The sequence below is a fragment of the Aquimarina sp. 433 genome (assembly GCF_054054605.1).
On sequence record NZ_JBSWZK010000001.1, the window covers coordinates 355,168 to 371,286 of the forward strand.

A 16,119-nucleotide genomic window follows, 5' to 3' on the forward strand; every position below is an offset into this window, starting at 1 on the left:
GAGTTTCTCACTGTTTTTTTATTTTTGAACCATTCTATTTTAGTTTTAATGAGTAACAAAGCTATAGGTATTTTTGATTCTGGTATTGGAGGAACTTCTATTTGGAAAGAAATTACCACTATGCTTCCCAATGAGAATACGATTTATTTAGCGGATAGTAAATATGCCCCTTACGGAAAACGTAGTAAGAACGAAATCTTATCCTTAAGCATAAAAAACACTAAAAAACTTCTAGAACTACAGTGTAAAATTATTGTTGTCGCATGTAATACAGCTACAACCAACGCAATAAAGGAATTGAGGCAACAATTTGATATTCCTTTTATTGGGATTGAACCTGCTATAAAACCCGCAGCTCTACAAACAAAAACCAAAAGAGTTGGAGTATTAGCAACCAAAGGAACTTTAACCAGCAAGCTTTTTGCAAAAACTTCAGACCTTTATGCTCACAATATAGAAGTTATTGAGGTTGTAGGTACTGGATTAGTCGAACTTATAGAAGAAGGTAAAATTCACACTCCGGAGATGCACGCACTACTTACCTCCTATCTTCAACCTATGATAGAAAAAGATATTGATTATCTGGTTCTAGGCTGCACGCACTATCCCTATCTTATTCCAATATTAAGAAAAATACTCCCAAACCATATTGTTATTATAGATTCTGGTGAAGCAGTTGCCAGACAGACAAAGTCTATTTTATTAAAGAACAGTTTACTTTCTAAAAGTACCCAAAAAGGTGAACACCATTTCTTTACTAATGGTACACTATCCGTTCTGGAAGACATCCTTTTTAACCACAAAATTTCTACAACAGCTTCTTATTTAGATTTTTAAACTTGTAGGAAAAAGATTCTATAATATTAAAGTTTGTTAATATGAGATACGCTTCAGCGACTTTTAACATTCTTTTATCTTCACTACAATTAATTTTTACTTTAATTTGGTAACGGATTGATTTTAAAACAATTAGAATCACCCACACTAATAACCTTATGTACCCCTAAAATTATGACGATAAACAAAAGCTTTATGTTGCTTTTTGGAATATTCTCCATGGGATTTGGTTTTGCCCAGAATAACGTTAAAATCGACGGTAGATTAAAGCCTCATCTCGATACATTTTTTGAATATTGTAAGCAATACAATATCGAATATCATGACAAACTTTTTGAACTTAAAAATATTGATATTGTAGACACATTAACTATTTCTCAAAAAGGATCAACTCTGGGTATGCTTACACGAGATAATAATAACAAAGTAGAAAACATTATCATTAATTGGATTACATTACTGGATGATGAAATTTTAAAAGTAGTTGCCTTTCATGAATTTGCACATTACTTTCTAGATTATAAAAAACATATTTGTCATGATTGCGAACAGATCATGGCTGCTGTAAATAGTAGTTATTTTACAATTATCAAAGACTGGGATGAACAAGTAAAAACCTTATTTATTGACTCTCCAGCATACAAGCGTCGCAAAGGAATTTCTTATAGCAGTTATAATTGGAATTCACCCAATTTCACTTGGTAATCATATTATTTAAAATAGTCTAACAAGGTACCTTTTTTGGATGAAGAAACCATCAATTCTTTTCCTGATGATAGTTGTACACTACCCCCTTTTCCTTTTTTATATCTTACTATCATATTTACATTTACCAAATAACTCTTATGTATTCTAACAAAGCCTTGATCTTTTAATGTATCTTCAAAATACTTTAAAGTCTTACTTACCAATTTCTGGCCATTGTTCAGAAAGATCTTGGTATAATTATCATCTGCTTGGCAATATAAAATCTCTGATATTTTTAACACTTCAAAGCCATCTTGCTGAGGTATTGTAATTTTCCCGTCTACTGTCGCCGAAATTTTAGGAGTAAGTACTTTGTCCTGGAGTTCTTTTTCCCGCTCTTTAATATGAGTAACATGATCTACTGCTTTAATCAGATTATCAATAGCAATCGGCTTTAAAAGATAATATGTAGCTTGTGCGTTTAACGCATCTACAGCATAATGATCATAAGCAGTAACAAAAACGGTTTCAAAAGTTCTATCAGGAACTTGTTCCAACAAATCAAAAGCATTCCCATAAGGCATTTCTACATCCAAAAACAGCAGATCAGGATTCTCCGTCTCCAAGATCTTTAAAGTTTCCTGAACACTCGCAGCTTCTCCCAATACTTGCACTGTTGGACAATATTTTTGTAAATAATTTTTTAGAATTGCTCGGCTATTTGCCTCATCATCTACTACAATTGCAGTTAATTTCACAGTCTTTGATTTATTAAATTATATTTTGTTTACTACAGTACTTACTTATCTTTTTTAAGAATCAACTTTACCTGAGTTCCTGTCCCTTCTTCGTCATTAGTTAAATCCGAAATAAAAACATCTACTTTATCCTTATACATAGTATTAAGTATCTGTATTCTTTTCTTAATATTACTCATTCCTTGGGACTTCTGTTTTTTCTGGTTTAATGTTTTTAGGGATTTTGATTTTTCTCTTCCAATACCATTATCCGCAATTACTATCTCGATAGTGCCATCTATTGTTTTTTGAAAATTAATGGAAAGAAAACCTTTATCCGATTTATAACGTAGTCCATGCCAAACCGCATTCTCTACATACGGCTGAAGCAGCATTGGAGGAATCATATATTGCTTTATATCTATTTCAGGATCTACGTTTATTTTATACTCAAATTTATCTTGAAACCTAAAATGTTCCAACTGCACATAAAGTTCCAAAAGTTCTATTTCCTTCTCTAAAGGAATAAAATCTTCTTCGCTATTTTCTAAAACTGCTCTCATGAGCAACGAAAAATCCGTAAGATATCGATTCGCAGCCCTTTCATCACTTGTAGCTATAAAAGTATTTACCGAATTCAGAGCATTAAAAATAAAGTGAGGATTCATCTGAGAACGAAGAGATTTTAACGCTAGTAAATTATTAGCAAACTTTTGTTGCTTTATATTTCTAAACATTAGATAAGCTGCCAAAAGCAATAATATGGACAAACCGATTAAAGAATAAATAATAATCTTCTGTTGACCTGCTAATTCCTGAGAAGCAAAGGCTAATTTATATCTACTCTCATTCAGTTCTCGATCTTTTTCGAGTGAAGCTATCCGATTAGCTCTTTGTGCTAATTCTCTATTAAATCTCGTTGCCTGAGAAATTTCTTGCTCTTTTTGAATATAGAGTTTATCAATGATCACTTCGTATTCTTCAAAAGCTTCAGAAGCTTTTTCTAATTCTCCTTTTTCTCGATATACTTCTCCTAATTTTCGAGTAGCATCTTTCTGGACTACTAAATCATTCTCTGATGCTGCTTTTTTAATACTTTCCTCTAAATATGGAATTGCTTCATCATACTCTGATTGTGCCGCGAAAGCATTAGCGATTTTATAATTTTGTACTTGAGAAGTAATAGCTCTGTCCTCTAAACTGATACTATTTAGAGCACTTATACTATCCAATACTATTGGACTTGGACTCTCCGCTTCTGTCTCCTCCATCTCCTGGATATCTTCTAGTGCTTCTTTTCTTAATTGTATCTCTTTTGCAAAACTATTATTCTTATTGTAGAAGTCCGCAGCCTTAGCCCGTTGTCTTGCCGAAGACTTTTTACTTCTTCTACTTGCTAACTGTACTGAATTATCGAGATACTCTTCGGCATCATTAATATTCCCTTGAATTTGAAACACTTCTGCCAGTTTAGAATTCAACTCGATTACGATATCCTCCGAATTGTTTTTCTCAGCAAATGACAATGCTATATTATAATTCTTACTTGCATTTTCATAATCATTCTGACCCTTATAACTATCACCTAAACCTTCATATACTTTTATTCTTTGAACAGAATTTAGCTTAGCTTTTTTAAGTTGATCAAAAGTTACCAATGAAGATTGATAATCGCTATTCTGTAATTGTGCATTTCCAAGCTTAATTTTTACGTCTATACTATACTTGTTACTTATACTAGTTTTATAATTACTTTCTGCTAGATCTGGTTGCTTCCAATACGCATAGATATCTCCGAGAGTTTCAAAAAGCTCTGCCTTTTTTTCATCTCCAAAAACGTCATCATCTTCAATAGTTTCCAGCGCTTTGGTCACATAATCAATACTTATTGCAGCATCTTTTGTCATCGTGTTTCTCGCAGCTTTAAGATTAGAACCATAAGCTGCAGAAAGTTTTTTTCGCTTTATTTCCTTTTTTGAAACAAATCCATCTGGATCTTCCTGAACCTTAACATCTATCCGTTCACTACTTGTTATTGTATGATATACAGTATTGAAGTTATCATGGCTAATAATAATTTCATCTCCTATTCTAGCTTTTATCTTAAAATCACCCTGATTATCTGTATGATACGTTTGCCCTCCAACAACTCTAATTTCTACGTTCTTTAGAGGTTCAAGAGTATTGTCTTCTTTTACGGTTCCCCTAATTTCCAGGAACTGACTACGCTTGTCAGCTTTATTATTTTCAAAAGTCTTTGCATTATGCTGCCCAAACATGGTATTAGACAACAACCACATTACTACTAAAACAAAATAATATTTACTCATTATATACTTCATAAGTCTAGGTAAACTTAATCCATTTATATGGGATTATAAAATCGGAATATTCGGTTACACCAAGTTTTAAAGCTTTTCCGTAGCACCAAATGCAATTTCACTAAATAACTAGACACGTTTACTCATTCATATGTGTATGTTCCTCATTCTAAGTTTTTATCAAAAAAAGTTCAGCATAATTTTATACAGAATTTAAAAATTGTTAAACCTATGAAAACACTATATACATGGATGCTTGCAGGATGTTTGCTTACTATTCCTATATCATGCCAAGCAAAAAATGAAAAAAATACCGAGTTAGCCATCCAAACCGAGCAAGCTTTAGAAATTTACACTTCCAAAACAGATCCAGACACCAAAAATATTCAGGTAGCTTTATTACTGGATACGAGTAATAGTATGGATGGACTCATCGACCAGGCAAAAGCTCAGTTGTGGGAAATAGTAAATGAATTATCGTATGCCAAGTGTGGTCATTATGAAATAAAATTGCAAATCGCCTTATATGAATATGGTAATGATCGACTACCATCTCAGGAAGGATACATCAGACAGGTTCTTCCATTTTCGGATGATTTAGATGAAATTTCAAAAGAGCTATTTGCGCTTGCCACTAATGGTGGAAATGAATACTGTGGTAAAGTAATTAATACCTCTATCAATCAATTGGATTGGAAAAAAAATAATGATCATCTAAAACTAATTTTTATCGCAGGTAATGAACCTTTTACACAAGGACCGTTAGACTATAAAGATGCCGCTATCGATGCTAAGGAGAAAGACATAACAGTAAATACTATTTTCTGTGGTAATTATGCTCAAGGTATCAACACCAAATGGAAAGACGGAGCAGATTTAACCAATGGAGAATATAGCGCAATTGATCATAATAGAGAAACAATTCATATAGCTACACCTTATGATGATATCATATTACAACTAAATAGAAAACTAAATAACACCTATATCTATTATGGTAACGAAGGTTCTAAAAAAATTAGTTTACAAGCTGAACAAGATCGTAATGCGAGATCCTACAGCGAAGCCAATGCTGTAAGCAGAGCAATCAGTAAAAGTTCTGGTTTTTACAAAAACAAAAGTTGGGATCTTGTGGACGCCGTAGAAGAGGAAAGTTTTGAAATAGAAGAAGTAGTAAAAGAAGAATTACCTATAGAATTAAAAGAAAAATCTAGTAAAGAGTTGAAACAATATATAGCTGAAAAGAGTAAGGAAAGAAAGGAAATTCAGGATGAAATTCAAAATTTAAATAAAAAGCGTTTAGCGTATATCAAAAAAAACAGTAAAAAGGATGAAGCTAATCTAGAAGCAGCGTTGATCAAAGCCATAAAGACTCAAGGACAAAAAAAGTCTTTTAGCTGGGAAAAGTAATATCTAATTCGTGATTTAATTTATAATTATCATACAATGAAAACATATTTAATTCTAATATTATTGCCGCTAGCAATGACTGCACAATCAAACAAAGAATTACCAAAATCTAAAATCGACTATAATGCATTTGCAGAGATCACTGAAGAAGTCTTGGTATACAGACAGCCAAGACTTATTCCTTTAGAAACGTTTTTAGAATTTGCAGAGGATCCTAATACTATACTGTTAGATACCAGATCAAAATCAGCATATGACAAGAAACACCTAAAAGGCGCAGTACATCTGAATTTTTCTGATTTTACTGAAAAGAAATTAGCCAAATTAATCCCAAACAAAAAAACTAAAATTTTAATTTATTGTAATAACAATATTGATGGAGACGCTATCAACTTCCCGACCAAGAGTCTTCCTTTGGCATTAAATATTCCAACTTTTATAAATTTATATGGATACGGATACAAAAATGTATACGAACTAGCATCTCTTGTAAGGATAAAAGATAAACGTATTACATTTTCGGGAACAACAGTAAAGTAATCAAAAATGGCAAGCTTTTTAGAGCTTGCCATTACTTATATGAAAATATATTTTTAGTTATTAACGGCTGGGCAGTGACAATTCCAACGCTCTTTTCGTTTTCCAAAATCATACCCCACTGTTAACTGATGAAATCCGCCATTACTCAACACTACGGAGTTGGACTGGTAACTGTAAGTGTAGCCAACCATCCATTTTTTATAATTGATTCCTAGAAAAGGAGTTATATATTGTAGTTTCTGACTTTCTATTTCTATCCCTGTCTGAGAAAACTCAGCACCATCAAAACTTCTTCTGTATGATAAGCCTCCCCATAAAGTGGCTAATTCTCCAAAACGTCTATACACTTTTAGATTAGCATCAATAGTACTTTCTTTTGTCTGATCTGTAGCTTGATATAAAACAGAAGGTTCAAGACTCCAAGCACTATTTCCCAATCCGAATACATATCCCACTGAGAAGATATATCTTCTTTGGTTATTAGAATCTCTAATAGTAGCACCAATATCAGTATTATCAAAAATATCTCTTGCGGTCGGCAATACATTCTTAACCGTAAAATGCGCATACCAATCGAGATAATGATAAGACATTCCTATATCCACATTAAAATAAGCATCCTTTTGGAGATTACCTCTTAACACAGGATCAGGATCTGCTGGATCATCCAAACCCCGTTCATCTACATTGGATTGGATAAAAGCTCCACTCATACCAAAAGAAAGCATATTAAGATCAGTTCGATCACGTGAAAACAATAAATGATACGCAAAAGTCAAAAAAGCACCAGTTTGTGTAAAACGTCCATTCTCATCTCTATACACTATAGCGCCCAAACCAACTTTATCATTAGTTCTAAAATTGATGTTAGCAGATTGTGTACTTGGTGCATTATCCACATCAAACCATTGTTTCCGAGCTGTAAGCCTGATTTTATTAGCATTGGATGCTCCTGCCATAGACGGATGTACCAAGTAAAGATTATCAGAAAGATAATCTGCATAAACCGGAATTCCTTCCTGAGAAAAAATAAATTGTGAGGTTAAAATAGCAAGCAACAAATAATATTTCTTCAAATTCATTAGAGGCTTTATGTTAAAAAAAGGAAAAACTAGGTTAATTATTTCAATATAAACTATTTAATCAAGCTTATATTGTAGGGGCTTTCATATTTCTTTCCCAAACTAAAATATTACTTCGTGCCAGCTTCAAATATATAAATTTTTATAAAAACATAGGTTTTATCTTACGTATTAAAACATTCTTAATCTTAAAGCGTAAAGGGCAAGTTGGATTTAGTTTTTAGTAAATTTGTATAAAATTTGATTATGGAAAAGAAATTTGAGATAAAAATAGAAGCTACTTCTAATCCCAGTATACTAAAATTTGAAGCAAACTTTTTTTTGACAAAGCATACAAGTTATGAATTTGAGAATATTGACCATGCTAAAAACTCTCCTTTGGCCCAACAATTATTCTATCTTCCTTTTGTAAAAAGAGTATTTATAGCCCAAAACTTTATTGCCATTGATAAGTTCGAAATTGTGGAATGGAATGATGTGCAAGATGAAGTTGCAGAACAGATAGAAAATTACCTGAATAGTGGTCAACCTGTAATTAATGAAACAACTGCACCAAAAAAGACAGCTATCACCGTTTATGCAGAGAGTACACCGAATCCCTCTGTATTAAAATTTGTTGCCAATAAAAAGCTAGTGACAGCTGGTCATGAATTTAAAAGTATCGATGATACCAAAGAAGCACCTATAGCAGAAAAGTTGTTCAATTTCCCATTTGTAAAAGAGATCTACATCGATGAAAACTATATTTCTATCCATAAGTATGACATTGCGGACTGGCAGGATATTACATTAGAATTAAGAGAATTTCTTCGAGAATATTTAGAACAAGGTAAAGAGGTTTTATCGGCTAATGCCACTGTCTCCAAAAGTCAGGTAGAAAAACAAGCAGATACCGATTTCGAAAAATTAGATGACACATCAAAAGATATTGTCAACATTATTGAAGAATATATCAAACCTGCCGTGGCAAGTGATGGAGGAAATATTATGTTTGATTCCTATGACCCTGAAAGCAAAGGAGTAAAAGTAATTTTGCAAGGTGCTTGTAGTGGATGCCCTTCTTCTACATTTACCCTCAAAAATGGAATCGAGAATATGCTTAAAGAAATGCTTAAAGATAAAGTTGCCTACGTAGAGGCGATAAACGGGTAGTTCATCGAATATTCGTTAATCATATCGAAAAACCATGAAAATAATAGCGGTTACTACTAAAATTTAACCTAAGTATCTCGTATCTTAGAGAATATAATAAAATATTAACCAAAAAATTATTGAAATGGCAATAGTAAAAGTTATAGAAGTAATAGCAGCTTCTGAGAAGGGATGGGAAGATGCAGCTAAAAATGGAGTAAAAGAAGCAGCTAAAACATTAAAGAACATTAAGTCAGCATGGATTTCTGATCAAAAGTTGATCATTGATGATGGTGAGATCAAAGAATATAGAGTTATTCTTAAAATTTCTTTCGAGATTAGTTAGAACCGTATCACTTTATAAAGAAACATCTCATTATTAATTGAGATGTTTCTTTGTTGACAATGGTTTTTACTTAACAAACTGATTTCTAGAAGAAAAAACAAAAAAATATCAAAAAATATAAGTTTTTTCTTACAAATTACAACGTTTTCGAAATCAATATTATGGTTTTACCGTAATTAAACAGTGTCAATCTTTCAATAAAATTGATTTTTTGTAATTAAAAAATTGAAAAAAAACACCAAACATTGAGGTATTGATAAAAATTTGATATTAAAAAGCTATTTTTTGCATTAAATTTTACGTTTTATTAATTTTATTTCACCTAAATCTAACAATCGTGAAAAAACTATTACTATTTCCATTATTATTAATTTCACCTTTTTTATTTGCTCAGCTTCCGCAGTCTTTAATCCAACCTGCCAAAGAAGTAACTATGTTTGATGACTATGACGGCTCTATGTATAAAAGTATTAAATATAAGGATGCTAGTGTGATAGATGAAAAGTCAGGAACATTTGATGCAAAACTTCGTTATAATGCGTATACAGATGCATTAGAGTTTAAAAAAGGATCAGAATTATATGAATTAATAAAGAAGCCTACCTCACATGCAAGAATAGATGGAGACTATTTTTATTATTGCAATTTTAAAACACAACGAGGTCACAAAAAATCAGGATATTATGTGTTGGTAGAGTTAAATGAGAAATATAAAATCTATAAAAAGTTTGATTTAAAAATTAAGAAACCTAATGAAGGTGGTGCTGCCAATGGTAATAATGTTGCGGGAAAATTAAAAATGCAAACCACTTATTTTCTCGAAGAACGTGGTATCATTATGGAGCTTCCTATGAACAAAAAGGAGCTATTAACTGCGCTTAGTGATAAGGAAGAAGAACTAAAAAAATACATCAAAAAGGAGCGTATTAAAGTAAGAAAAGAAGAAGATTTAATCCGTCTTGTATCCAGGTATAATGCATTAAAAAGTACAGATGGAAGTAGGTCAAGGAGTTTACTCACTAGAAGAAATTAATTTATGTACTAGTTTCTTTTAAGGTCATTTATAAATAAAAAAACATCTCTGAATTTGATTCCTAGATGTTTTTTTATGCTTATCAACTAACTTTTGACTCTATAAAGTATCTATAACAGAAAAGAGATTCAGGCACGCCATAAAAACAAGTTTAAAAGTTTAAAAATTCCCTTTCAAAATAGATAATTCCTAGGAAGCGTTTTACGATCGGAAAATCAAACTTTTAGCAAACAAAATGAAGTAATTTCCTACAAACTAAAACGTTTTCGAGACAAACTTTACAGTATTCCCGTAAAAAATAGATGTTATATTTTCAACAAAATATGTTATTTCTCATTAATAAATTGCCAATAATTTAAAAGTATTGAATAATCAATAAAAATAAAGTATTAAAACTGTAATTTTTGTATTTAAACCTACGTTTTATTAAATTTAATACACCTAAATCAATAGATCGTGAGAAAAATACTACACTTATTATTTTTATTAATATCGCCTTTATTGTTTGCGCAACTTCCGCAATCTTTACTAAAACCAACCAAAAGAGTAACTACTTTTGATGAGTATGATGGTTCTATACACAAAACCTTAAAATATAAGGATGCAAGTGTCATTGATGAAAAGTCAGGAACCTTTGATACCAAACTAAGATATAATGCTTACACAGATGCATTAGAATTCAAAAAAGGCGGTGATTTATTCGAACTTTTAAAGAGTCCTACATCACATGCACGAATAGACGGAGATTACTATTACTATTGTAATTTTAAAACTCAGCGTGGGTTAAAAAAACCGGGGTATTATGTCTTGGTAGAGCTAAATGAAAAGTATAGAATCTATAAAAAGTATTCTGTGAAGATAACTAAACCTGATCCAAAAGGTTCGGTAAGTGGTACTGCAACACCAGGAAAGGTGCGTATCAAAACCAAATATTTCTTAGAAGAACGTGGGATTATAATGGAACTTCCAATGAATAAGAAAGAGATTTTAGCTGCTTTAAGTGATAAAGAAGAAGAGTTAAAGAAATACATGAAAAAGAATCGTATTAAGGTAAGAAAGGAAGAAGATCTTATTCGATTAGTATCAAGATATAATGCTTTAAAAAGTACGGACGGCAATAGATCTAGAAGTTTACTTAGCGATAGAAGTAGAAGAGATTAAATTATATTTAAAATCAAAACAAAAGAGGTCATCTTATTCTGAGATGACCTCTTTTGTTGTATAAAATAACTTCTGTGAATTGATATTGTATTACTTCCTTAAGCCTAACCCGCTACAAAATCTTTTAAATAATAAGGTTCAAAATAACTAACATCTTCAAAATCCTTATTTACATATTTCTGATAACTCAAGATTGCCATTTCTTTAGAAGACGGTAATTTTTCTGGAAAAAACTTGGCGTTTTTATGCTCACAAATTTCCGAAAACTTGGATACACCATTACCGATAAAACATACTTCATTATTCTGCAAATAAGATTGATACGAATCTTCTACCAAAATTTCAGCTTCTATGGATCTTTCTTTCTTATAATCTTTTGAAAATATAGCTGAATATACTTCCATTCTACGAGCATCAATCATTGGCACAATATATCCCTTATCGCATTGTATTTGCATCGCTAATGAATGTAAGGTACTTATAGATATTAATGGTATTTGTAGACCATAACAAAGTCCTTTTGCAGAGGACACTCCAATTCTTAGACCTGTGTAGGAACCAGGCCCTTTACTTACTGCTATTGCATTAAGCTCTTTAAACTCTATTGATGCCTCCTCCAGTACAATCTTTATGAATTGATGCAAGCGTTCTGCATGAGAATATTTGGTGTCGTAATCCTCTTTAAAGCCAATTACTTTACCATCTTTACATAGTGATACAGAACAATTAGTTGTAGAAGTCTCTAAACAAAGAATATAGGCCATCTTAAAAAATTTATGCAAAGATACCTTTAATAATCTTATTCTTCTTTGGCTTTGCTTTGCTTTTTAGAAGTTACTTTATCTCCTGTTTTTAATGTCTTTGTAACAACATTATAAGGCCCCACAATAACATTTTCTCCAACATTTAAGCCTTCTGTAATTTCTATATTGCTATCATCCTGAATTCCTGTTTTGATAACTCTTAGTTTAGCAGATCCTCCATCATTAACAAAAACACATTCAAATTTCTCGTCAGACTCTTTTATTTTTTCCTTCGTATATTTCCTTTTAGCACTACTAGAAGTATCCGTTTTTATTACTATTGCACTAATTGGAACTCCAATTACACTCTCTCTTTTATTGGTAATAACATCTACTGTTGCTGTCATTCCAGGTCTGAATGGTGAGTAACTTTCTGGTTTACCCTCTGTCAAATCCTTATAAGACTCTTCTAGAATACGAACTTTTACCTTAAAGTTAGTTACTTGATCAGCACTTAATGTGCTTTCTGCAGAATTAGCAATTTCGGTAACTAACCCTTTAAATTGTTTTTTTAAATACGCATCTACTTCAACAATAGTAGAATCACCAAGAGAAACTTTTACAATATCATTTTCATTAACATCAACTTCTACTTCCATATTACTCAAGTTAGCAACTCTAACTATTTCTGTACCTGCCATTTGTTGTGTACCTACTACTCTTTCTCCGAGTTCTACCGATAATTTAGAGATCGTACCACTCATTGGCGCGTAGATCGTTGTTCTACTTAAATTATCCTTTGCTTCATTCACAGTTGCCTGAGCACTTTTTACGTTATAAAAAGCAGATTGTTTAGCTGCTTGTGCCACTTCATAAGCCGACACTGAAGTATCCCACTCTGCCTTGGAAATTACGCCTTTGTCGAACAATTCTTTATTACGTTCGTAACTTAACTTAGCTTCTTTTAAACTAGCTTCAGCTTGTTGTAATCCTGCTCTAACATTTTCCAATGCCGCCTGAGATCTATTCAATCCTGATTGGATAATATCAGGATTAATTCTAACTAAGAGATCTCCTTTTTGTACTTGCTGACCTTCTTTTATAGGTAAGTCAATGATCTCTCCAGAAACCTCAGAAGAAAGCTTCACTTCTACCTCTGGTTGAATTTTTCCTGTAGCAGAAACGGTTTCCACAATATCTAGCTTTTGGATTTCTGAAATCTCTACTTCTTTTAGGTTTCCATCTTTACCAAACCATCCTGCTTTTTTGCCCAAGACAAGTCCAATAACTAAAACAATAACAAAAATTAAAATGATTAGTAAAGTTTTTCTACTCATGACTTAGTTTAAATTAATTCTATAAAATGAAATTACAATCTTTAGTTAAGTAGCCCAAATTTAATGGACTATTTAAATTATAATTTTATGTCTGCTATTTTGATTCCAAAATAAAGTTCTAGAACTTTAATCTTGAATATGTAATCGAATTTTGCTTGCACCTCATTACTCTGTGCATTTTCTAATCTGAATTTTGACTGACTAAAATCAAATGCGTTGGTTCTTCCAACATCATATCTATCCTTCGCGTACTCATAAGCTCTTTCTTGCGCCTTTACAGCAACTAAAGAAGCCTCATAAGCTTCAGCAGATCCTTTAGCATCCAAATAGGCCTGATATACATTACTATCTAAATCTAGCTCCGCTTGTTCTAGCTGAAACTGTGTACGCTTAACATTAATCTTACTTCTTTTTACATTATTCCTAGTTGCGAAACCATTAAAAATTGGCACAGAAAGGGATAATCCATAAGAAAGTGCATCATTATTATACAATTGTTCTATAAATGGTGTAGGTCCCGCTTCTTGTATTAAGAAGTTTGGCTGAGTTTGAAATACTTCCTCTCCAGTATTTCCAACAAATCCAATTGGTAAATCTACTGTTGGATTGTCTGGATCAATTGATCTACTGAATGTATCATTTCCAACTTCACTAGTATTATATCCAAACGAACCACTTAATGTAGGATAATAAGCACCTCTTGCTATTTCTAAGTCTTTTTCTGCAATTAGCTTATTTTGTTCTGCAATTTGCACTTCATATCTAGCTTCTCTAGCACTAGACCTAATCTCATCAACGGACTTATTCAAAATCGAAGAAGACGGAACTAGGTAATCTTGCTCTGCAATATCAAACTTTTCATAGTCCTTTATTAATAGTGTTTGTGCAAGTCCAACTCTAGCGATTAACACAGCATTTTCCGCTTGTACAATTCGGGTAAGCTCATCTGCAGAGGTCGCTTCTATTTCCAAAAGATCTCCTTGCGGCAAAACACCTGCATCTACCAAATCCTTTGTTCTTTTTAACTGTTCTAAGGTAATTTCATGTTGCTTTTCTATTACCTTTAAAGATTCCTTGTTCAATAGAACTTGTAAGTAACTATTAGCTACAAACAACGCAATATCGTCTTTAGATTTTCCAAGATTGTACTGACTTAAAAGTTTATTCAATTTTGCTCTTTGAAACTGTTTCACGTTTCTTAACCCATCAAATAAAGTAATCCCAACATTAATACCATATGATGAACTTCTAAAAGTTGCCGTACTGTTCGTATTTGTAATCGGATCTGTTGCTAAACCTGATCTCCAAAAGTTAGATGCCTGTGCATTTAGAGATGGTAAAAAATTACCCAAAGCATCTTTTTTATCTATTGCTGCATTTTCTACATTAAGTGCTGATTGTTTAATAGTAATATTATTTTCCAAAGCATATTCCACGCACTCTCTTAATGTCCATTTTTTATCTTGTGCTTGTACAGTAAGCATCCCAAAAAGGACACAGCAAATAATTGAAATTTTAACTTTCATCGGTTTCTCTTTATTTAAAAGGTCGCTCAGAAACATCTTCTTATACTTAAATTTACGTTTCTGATACCTATTTGTATACTATTGATTATTGTTGTTACACTTTTTTTGAAAAAAATTAATTTCCAAACTCTGGTTTCTTAATTTGATTCCAAACTTTGATTTTATCTTCTTTCGTGATTCCGCTTTTAATTTCTACATGAATTCCATCACTTACTCCTAACTCAACATCTCTATTTTCAAACTGTTGATCGCCTGTAGCCACTTCTACGAAAGGCTTTTGTGTTTTCGAATCATACTGGATAAGAGATTCTTTCAATGCCATTACACTATCTACTTTTGCTAAAATAATAGATGCATTTGCGCTTAGTCCCGCTCTAATAAATGTGGTATCCTTTTTATTCAATGTACCTTTAATTTCAAACTGAATGGCTCCATTTTCTTCTTTTCCTTTCGGTGCAATATAATCCAAAACGGCATCAAATTTTTTATTTTCTATCGCTCCTACCGTTATTTCTAATGGTAAATCTTCTTTAATTTTTCCTACTTCACTTTCATCTACGTTTCCTTCAAAAATCATTTGTCCTACATCTGCTACAGCAGCGATAGTGGTACCATCATTAAAATTATTTGATTCAATCACCTGATTCCCCTCTTTTACCGGAACTTCTAAAACCATCCCAGAAACTGTGGAGCGGATTAATGTATTCGCAGCGCTTCCTAATCCTCGTGTAGTTCCTGTTTTAACAATTTGATAATTTTGCTGTGCTGCTTCATAGTTTTGTTTTGATTGTTTGTAAGTTACATCCGAACCATCAAATTCATTTGCAGAAATAACTCCTTTATCAAACAACTCTTTTTGTCTTTTGAAAACTTTTTCCTGATTATCCAAATCTATTTTTGCCGTTTGCACCGCATTTTTAGCACTTTGCAATGAAGACACATTGGGTATCACTCTAATTTTAGCAATTAGATCACCGGACTTAATCTGATCTCCAGCTTCGATATATATTTCTTCAATGATTCCAGAAATGTTTGGTTTTATTAACACTTCTTCTTTCGGCACAATACTTCCTGTTGCTACGGTTTTTTTAATAATCGTTTCTACAGTACTTTGTTCTGTTTTATAAGTTACAGGATCTTCCTGATTTTTTTGATACAAATAATATAATGCGCCTCCGAATACAACTACTATAAGAAGTAAGATAATAACTGTTATTGTTTTTTTCAT

At 32.1% G+C, this 16,119-nt stretch carries 15 protein-coding genes; 8 read left to right on the forward strand and 7 right to left on the reverse strand.

The window, feature by feature from the left end:
• Positions 1-48: 48 nt before the first annotated feature.
• Together murI and ACWNT5_RS01620 are read left to right on the forward strand one after the other, a co-directional pair.
• A complete protein-coding gene (murI, locus tag ACWNT5_RS01615; RefSeq protein ID WP_456516419.1) occupies positions 49-837 on the forward strand; it encodes a glutamate racemase in 789 nt (262 codons plus the stop codon).
• Positions 838-1,011: 174 nt separating this feature from the next.
• Entirely contained in the window at positions 1,012-1,542 is a 531-nt protein-coding gene (locus ACWNT5_RS01620) for a hypothetical protein (protein ID WP_456516420.1), read from the forward strand.
• Between the two features lie 5 nt (positions 1,543-1,547).
• Here ACWNT5_RS01620 and ACWNT5_RS01625 read toward each other — a convergent pair whose 3' ends face one another.
• Together ACWNT5_RS01625 and ACWNT5_RS01630 are read right to left on the reverse strand one after the other, a co-directional pair.
• Positions 1,548-2,282 carry a LytR/AlgR family response regulator transcription factor gene (locus ACWNT5_RS01625; protein ID WP_299895027.1) on the reverse strand — a complete coding sequence of 245 codons (735 nt, stop codon included), beginning with the start codon at positions 2,280-2,282 and terminating at the stop codon, positions 1,548-1,550.
• Positions 2,283-2,323: 41 nt separating this feature from the next.
• On the reverse strand, positions 2,324-4,603 hold the full coding sequence (locus ACWNT5_RS01630; protein WP_456516421.1) for a histidine kinase: 2,280 nt from the start codon (positions 4,601-4,603) through the stop codon (positions 2,324-2,326).
• A gap of 210 nt (positions 4,604-4,813) precedes the next feature.
• Between ACWNT5_RS01630 and ACWNT5_RS01635 the strand changes: the two genes are divergently transcribed.
• Positions 4,814-5,992 carry a vWA domain-containing protein gene (locus ACWNT5_RS01635; protein ID WP_456516422.1) on the forward strand — a complete coding sequence of 393 codons (1,179 nt, stop codon included), beginning with the start codon at positions 4,814-4,816 and terminating at the stop codon, positions 5,990-5,992.
• Between the two features lie 36 nt (positions 5,993-6,028).
• Positions 6,029-6,532, forward strand: a complete 504-nt coding sequence (locus tag ACWNT5_RS01640) for a rhodanese-like domain-containing protein (protein ID WP_299895018.1) — start codon at positions 6,029-6,031, stop codon at positions 6,530-6,532.
• 53 nt (positions 6,533-6,585) lie between these two features.
• On the opposite strand, the gene ACWNT5_RS01645 is transcribed toward ACWNT5_RS01640, so the two are convergent.
• A complete protein-coding gene (locus ACWNT5_RS01645) occupies positions 6,586-7,614 on the reverse strand; it encodes a PorP/SprF family type IX secretion system membrane protein (RefSeq protein WP_299603460.1) in 1,029 nt (342 codons plus the stop codon).
• A gap of 246 nt (positions 7,615-7,860) precedes the next feature.
• Between ACWNT5_RS01645 and ACWNT5_RS01650 the strand changes: the two genes are divergently transcribed.
• The 4 genes from ACWNT5_RS01650 (at position 7,861) to ACWNT5_RS01665 (ending at position 11,285) form a co-directional block, all read left to right on the forward strand.
• Positions 7,861-8,766, forward strand: a complete 906-nt coding sequence (locus tag ACWNT5_RS01650; protein ID WP_299895015.1) for a NifU family protein — start codon at positions 7,861-7,863, stop codon at positions 8,764-8,766.
• Between the two features lie 124 nt (positions 8,767-8,890).
• Positions 8,891-9,091: a dodecin family protein gene (locus ACWNT5_RS01655; protein ID WP_299603466.1), complete on the forward strand. Its 201-nt coding sequence runs from the start codon at positions 8,891-8,893 to the stop codon at positions 9,089-9,091.
• A gap of 337 nt (positions 9,092-9,428) precedes the next feature.
• Positions 9,429-10,124: a hypothetical protein gene (locus ACWNT5_RS01660; RefSeq protein ID WP_299603469.1), complete on the forward strand. Its 696-nt coding sequence runs from the start codon at positions 9,429-9,431 to the stop codon at positions 10,122-10,124.
• 456 nt (positions 10,125-10,580) lie between these two features.
• Complete coding sequence (locus ACWNT5_RS01665) at positions 10,581-11,285, forward strand: hypothetical protein (RefSeq protein WP_299603471.1); 705 nt, start codon at positions 10,581-10,583, stop codon at positions 11,283-11,285.
• Positions 11,286-11,389: 104 nt separating this feature from the next.
• Here ACWNT5_RS01665 and tsaB read toward each other — a convergent pair whose 3' ends face one another.
• The 4 genes from tsaB to ACWNT5_RS01685 form a co-directional block, all read right to left on the reverse strand.
• Entirely contained in the window at positions 11,390-12,049 is a 660-nt protein-coding gene (gene tsaB, locus ACWNT5_RS01670; protein ID WP_299603474.1) for a tRNA (adenosine(37)-N6)-threonylcarbamoyltransferase complex dimerization subunit type 1 TsaB, read from the reverse strand.
• A 35-nt stretch (positions 12,050-12,084) separates the two neighbouring features.
• The gene (locus ACWNT5_RS01675; protein WP_299603477.1) at positions 12,085-13,365 is read right to left on the reverse strand and encodes an efflux RND transporter periplasmic adaptor subunit; all 1,281 of its coding nucleotides are present in this window, start codon (positions 13,363-13,365) and stop codon (positions 12,085-12,087) included.
• 77 nt (positions 13,366-13,442) lie between these two features.
• Positions 13,443-14,891 carry a TolC family protein gene (locus tag ACWNT5_RS01680; protein WP_299603479.1) on the reverse strand — a complete coding sequence of 483 codons (1,449 nt, stop codon included), beginning with the start codon at positions 14,889-14,891 and terminating at the stop codon, positions 13,443-13,445.
• 115 nt (positions 14,892-15,006) lie between these two features.
• Positions 15,007-16,119, reverse strand: a complete 1,113-nt coding sequence (locus tag ACWNT5_RS01685; RefSeq protein ID WP_299603481.1) for an efflux RND transporter periplasmic adaptor subunit — start codon at positions 16,117-16,119, stop codon at positions 15,007-15,009.

What these genes read in the sequence shown, in the direction of transcription:
- ACWNT5_RS01640 (WP_299895018.1), top strand. Translation starts at nt 6,029, where the DNA reads ATGAAAACATATTTAATTCTAATATTATTGCCGCTAGCAATGACTGCA.
- ACWNT5_RS01645 (WP_299603460.1), bottom strand. Translation starts at nt 7,614, where the DNA reads ATGAATTTGAAGAAATATTATTTGTTGCTTGCTATTTTAACCTCACAA.
- ACWNT5_RS01630 (WP_456516421.1), bottom strand. Translation starts at nt 4,603, where the DNA reads ATGAAGTATATAATGAGTAAATATTATTTTGTTTTAGTAGTAATGTGG.
- ACWNT5_RS01620 (WP_456516420.1), top strand. Translation starts at nt 1,012, where the DNA reads ATGACGATAAACAAAAGCTTTATGTTGCTTTTTGGAATATTCTCCATG.
- ACWNT5_RS01680 (WP_299603479.1), bottom strand. Translation starts at nt 14,891, where the DNA reads ATGAAAGTTAAAATTTCAATTATTTGCTGTGTCCTTTTTGGGATGCTT.
- ACWNT5_RS01655 (WP_299603466.1), top strand. Translation starts at nt 8,891, where the DNA reads ATGGCAATAGTAAAAGTTATAGAAGTAATAGCAGCTTCTGAGAAGGGA.
- ACWNT5_RS01650 (WP_299895015.1), top strand. Translation starts at nt 7,861, where the DNA reads ATGGAAAAGAAATTTGAGATAAAAATAGAAGCTACTTCTAATCCCAGT.
- ACWNT5_RS01675 (WP_299603477.1), bottom strand. Translation starts at nt 13,365, where the DNA reads ATGAGTAGAAAAACTTTACTAATCATTTTAATTTTTGTTATTGTTTTA.
- tsaB (WP_299603474.1), bottom strand. Translation starts at nt 12,049, where the DNA reads ATGGCCTATATTCTTTGTTTAGAGACTTCTACAACTAATTGTTCTGTA.
- murI (WP_456516419.1), top strand. Translation starts at nt 49, where the DNA reads ATGAGTAACAAAGCTATAGGTATTTTTGATTCTGGTATTGGAGGAACT.
- ACWNT5_RS01685 (WP_299603481.1), bottom strand. Translation starts at nt 16,119, where the DNA reads ATGAAAAAAACAATAACAGTTATTATCTTACTTCTTATAGTAGTTGTA.
- ACWNT5_RS01635 (WP_456516422.1), top strand. Translation starts at nt 4,814, where the DNA reads ATGAAAACACTATATACATGGATGCTTGCAGGATGTTTGCTTACTATT.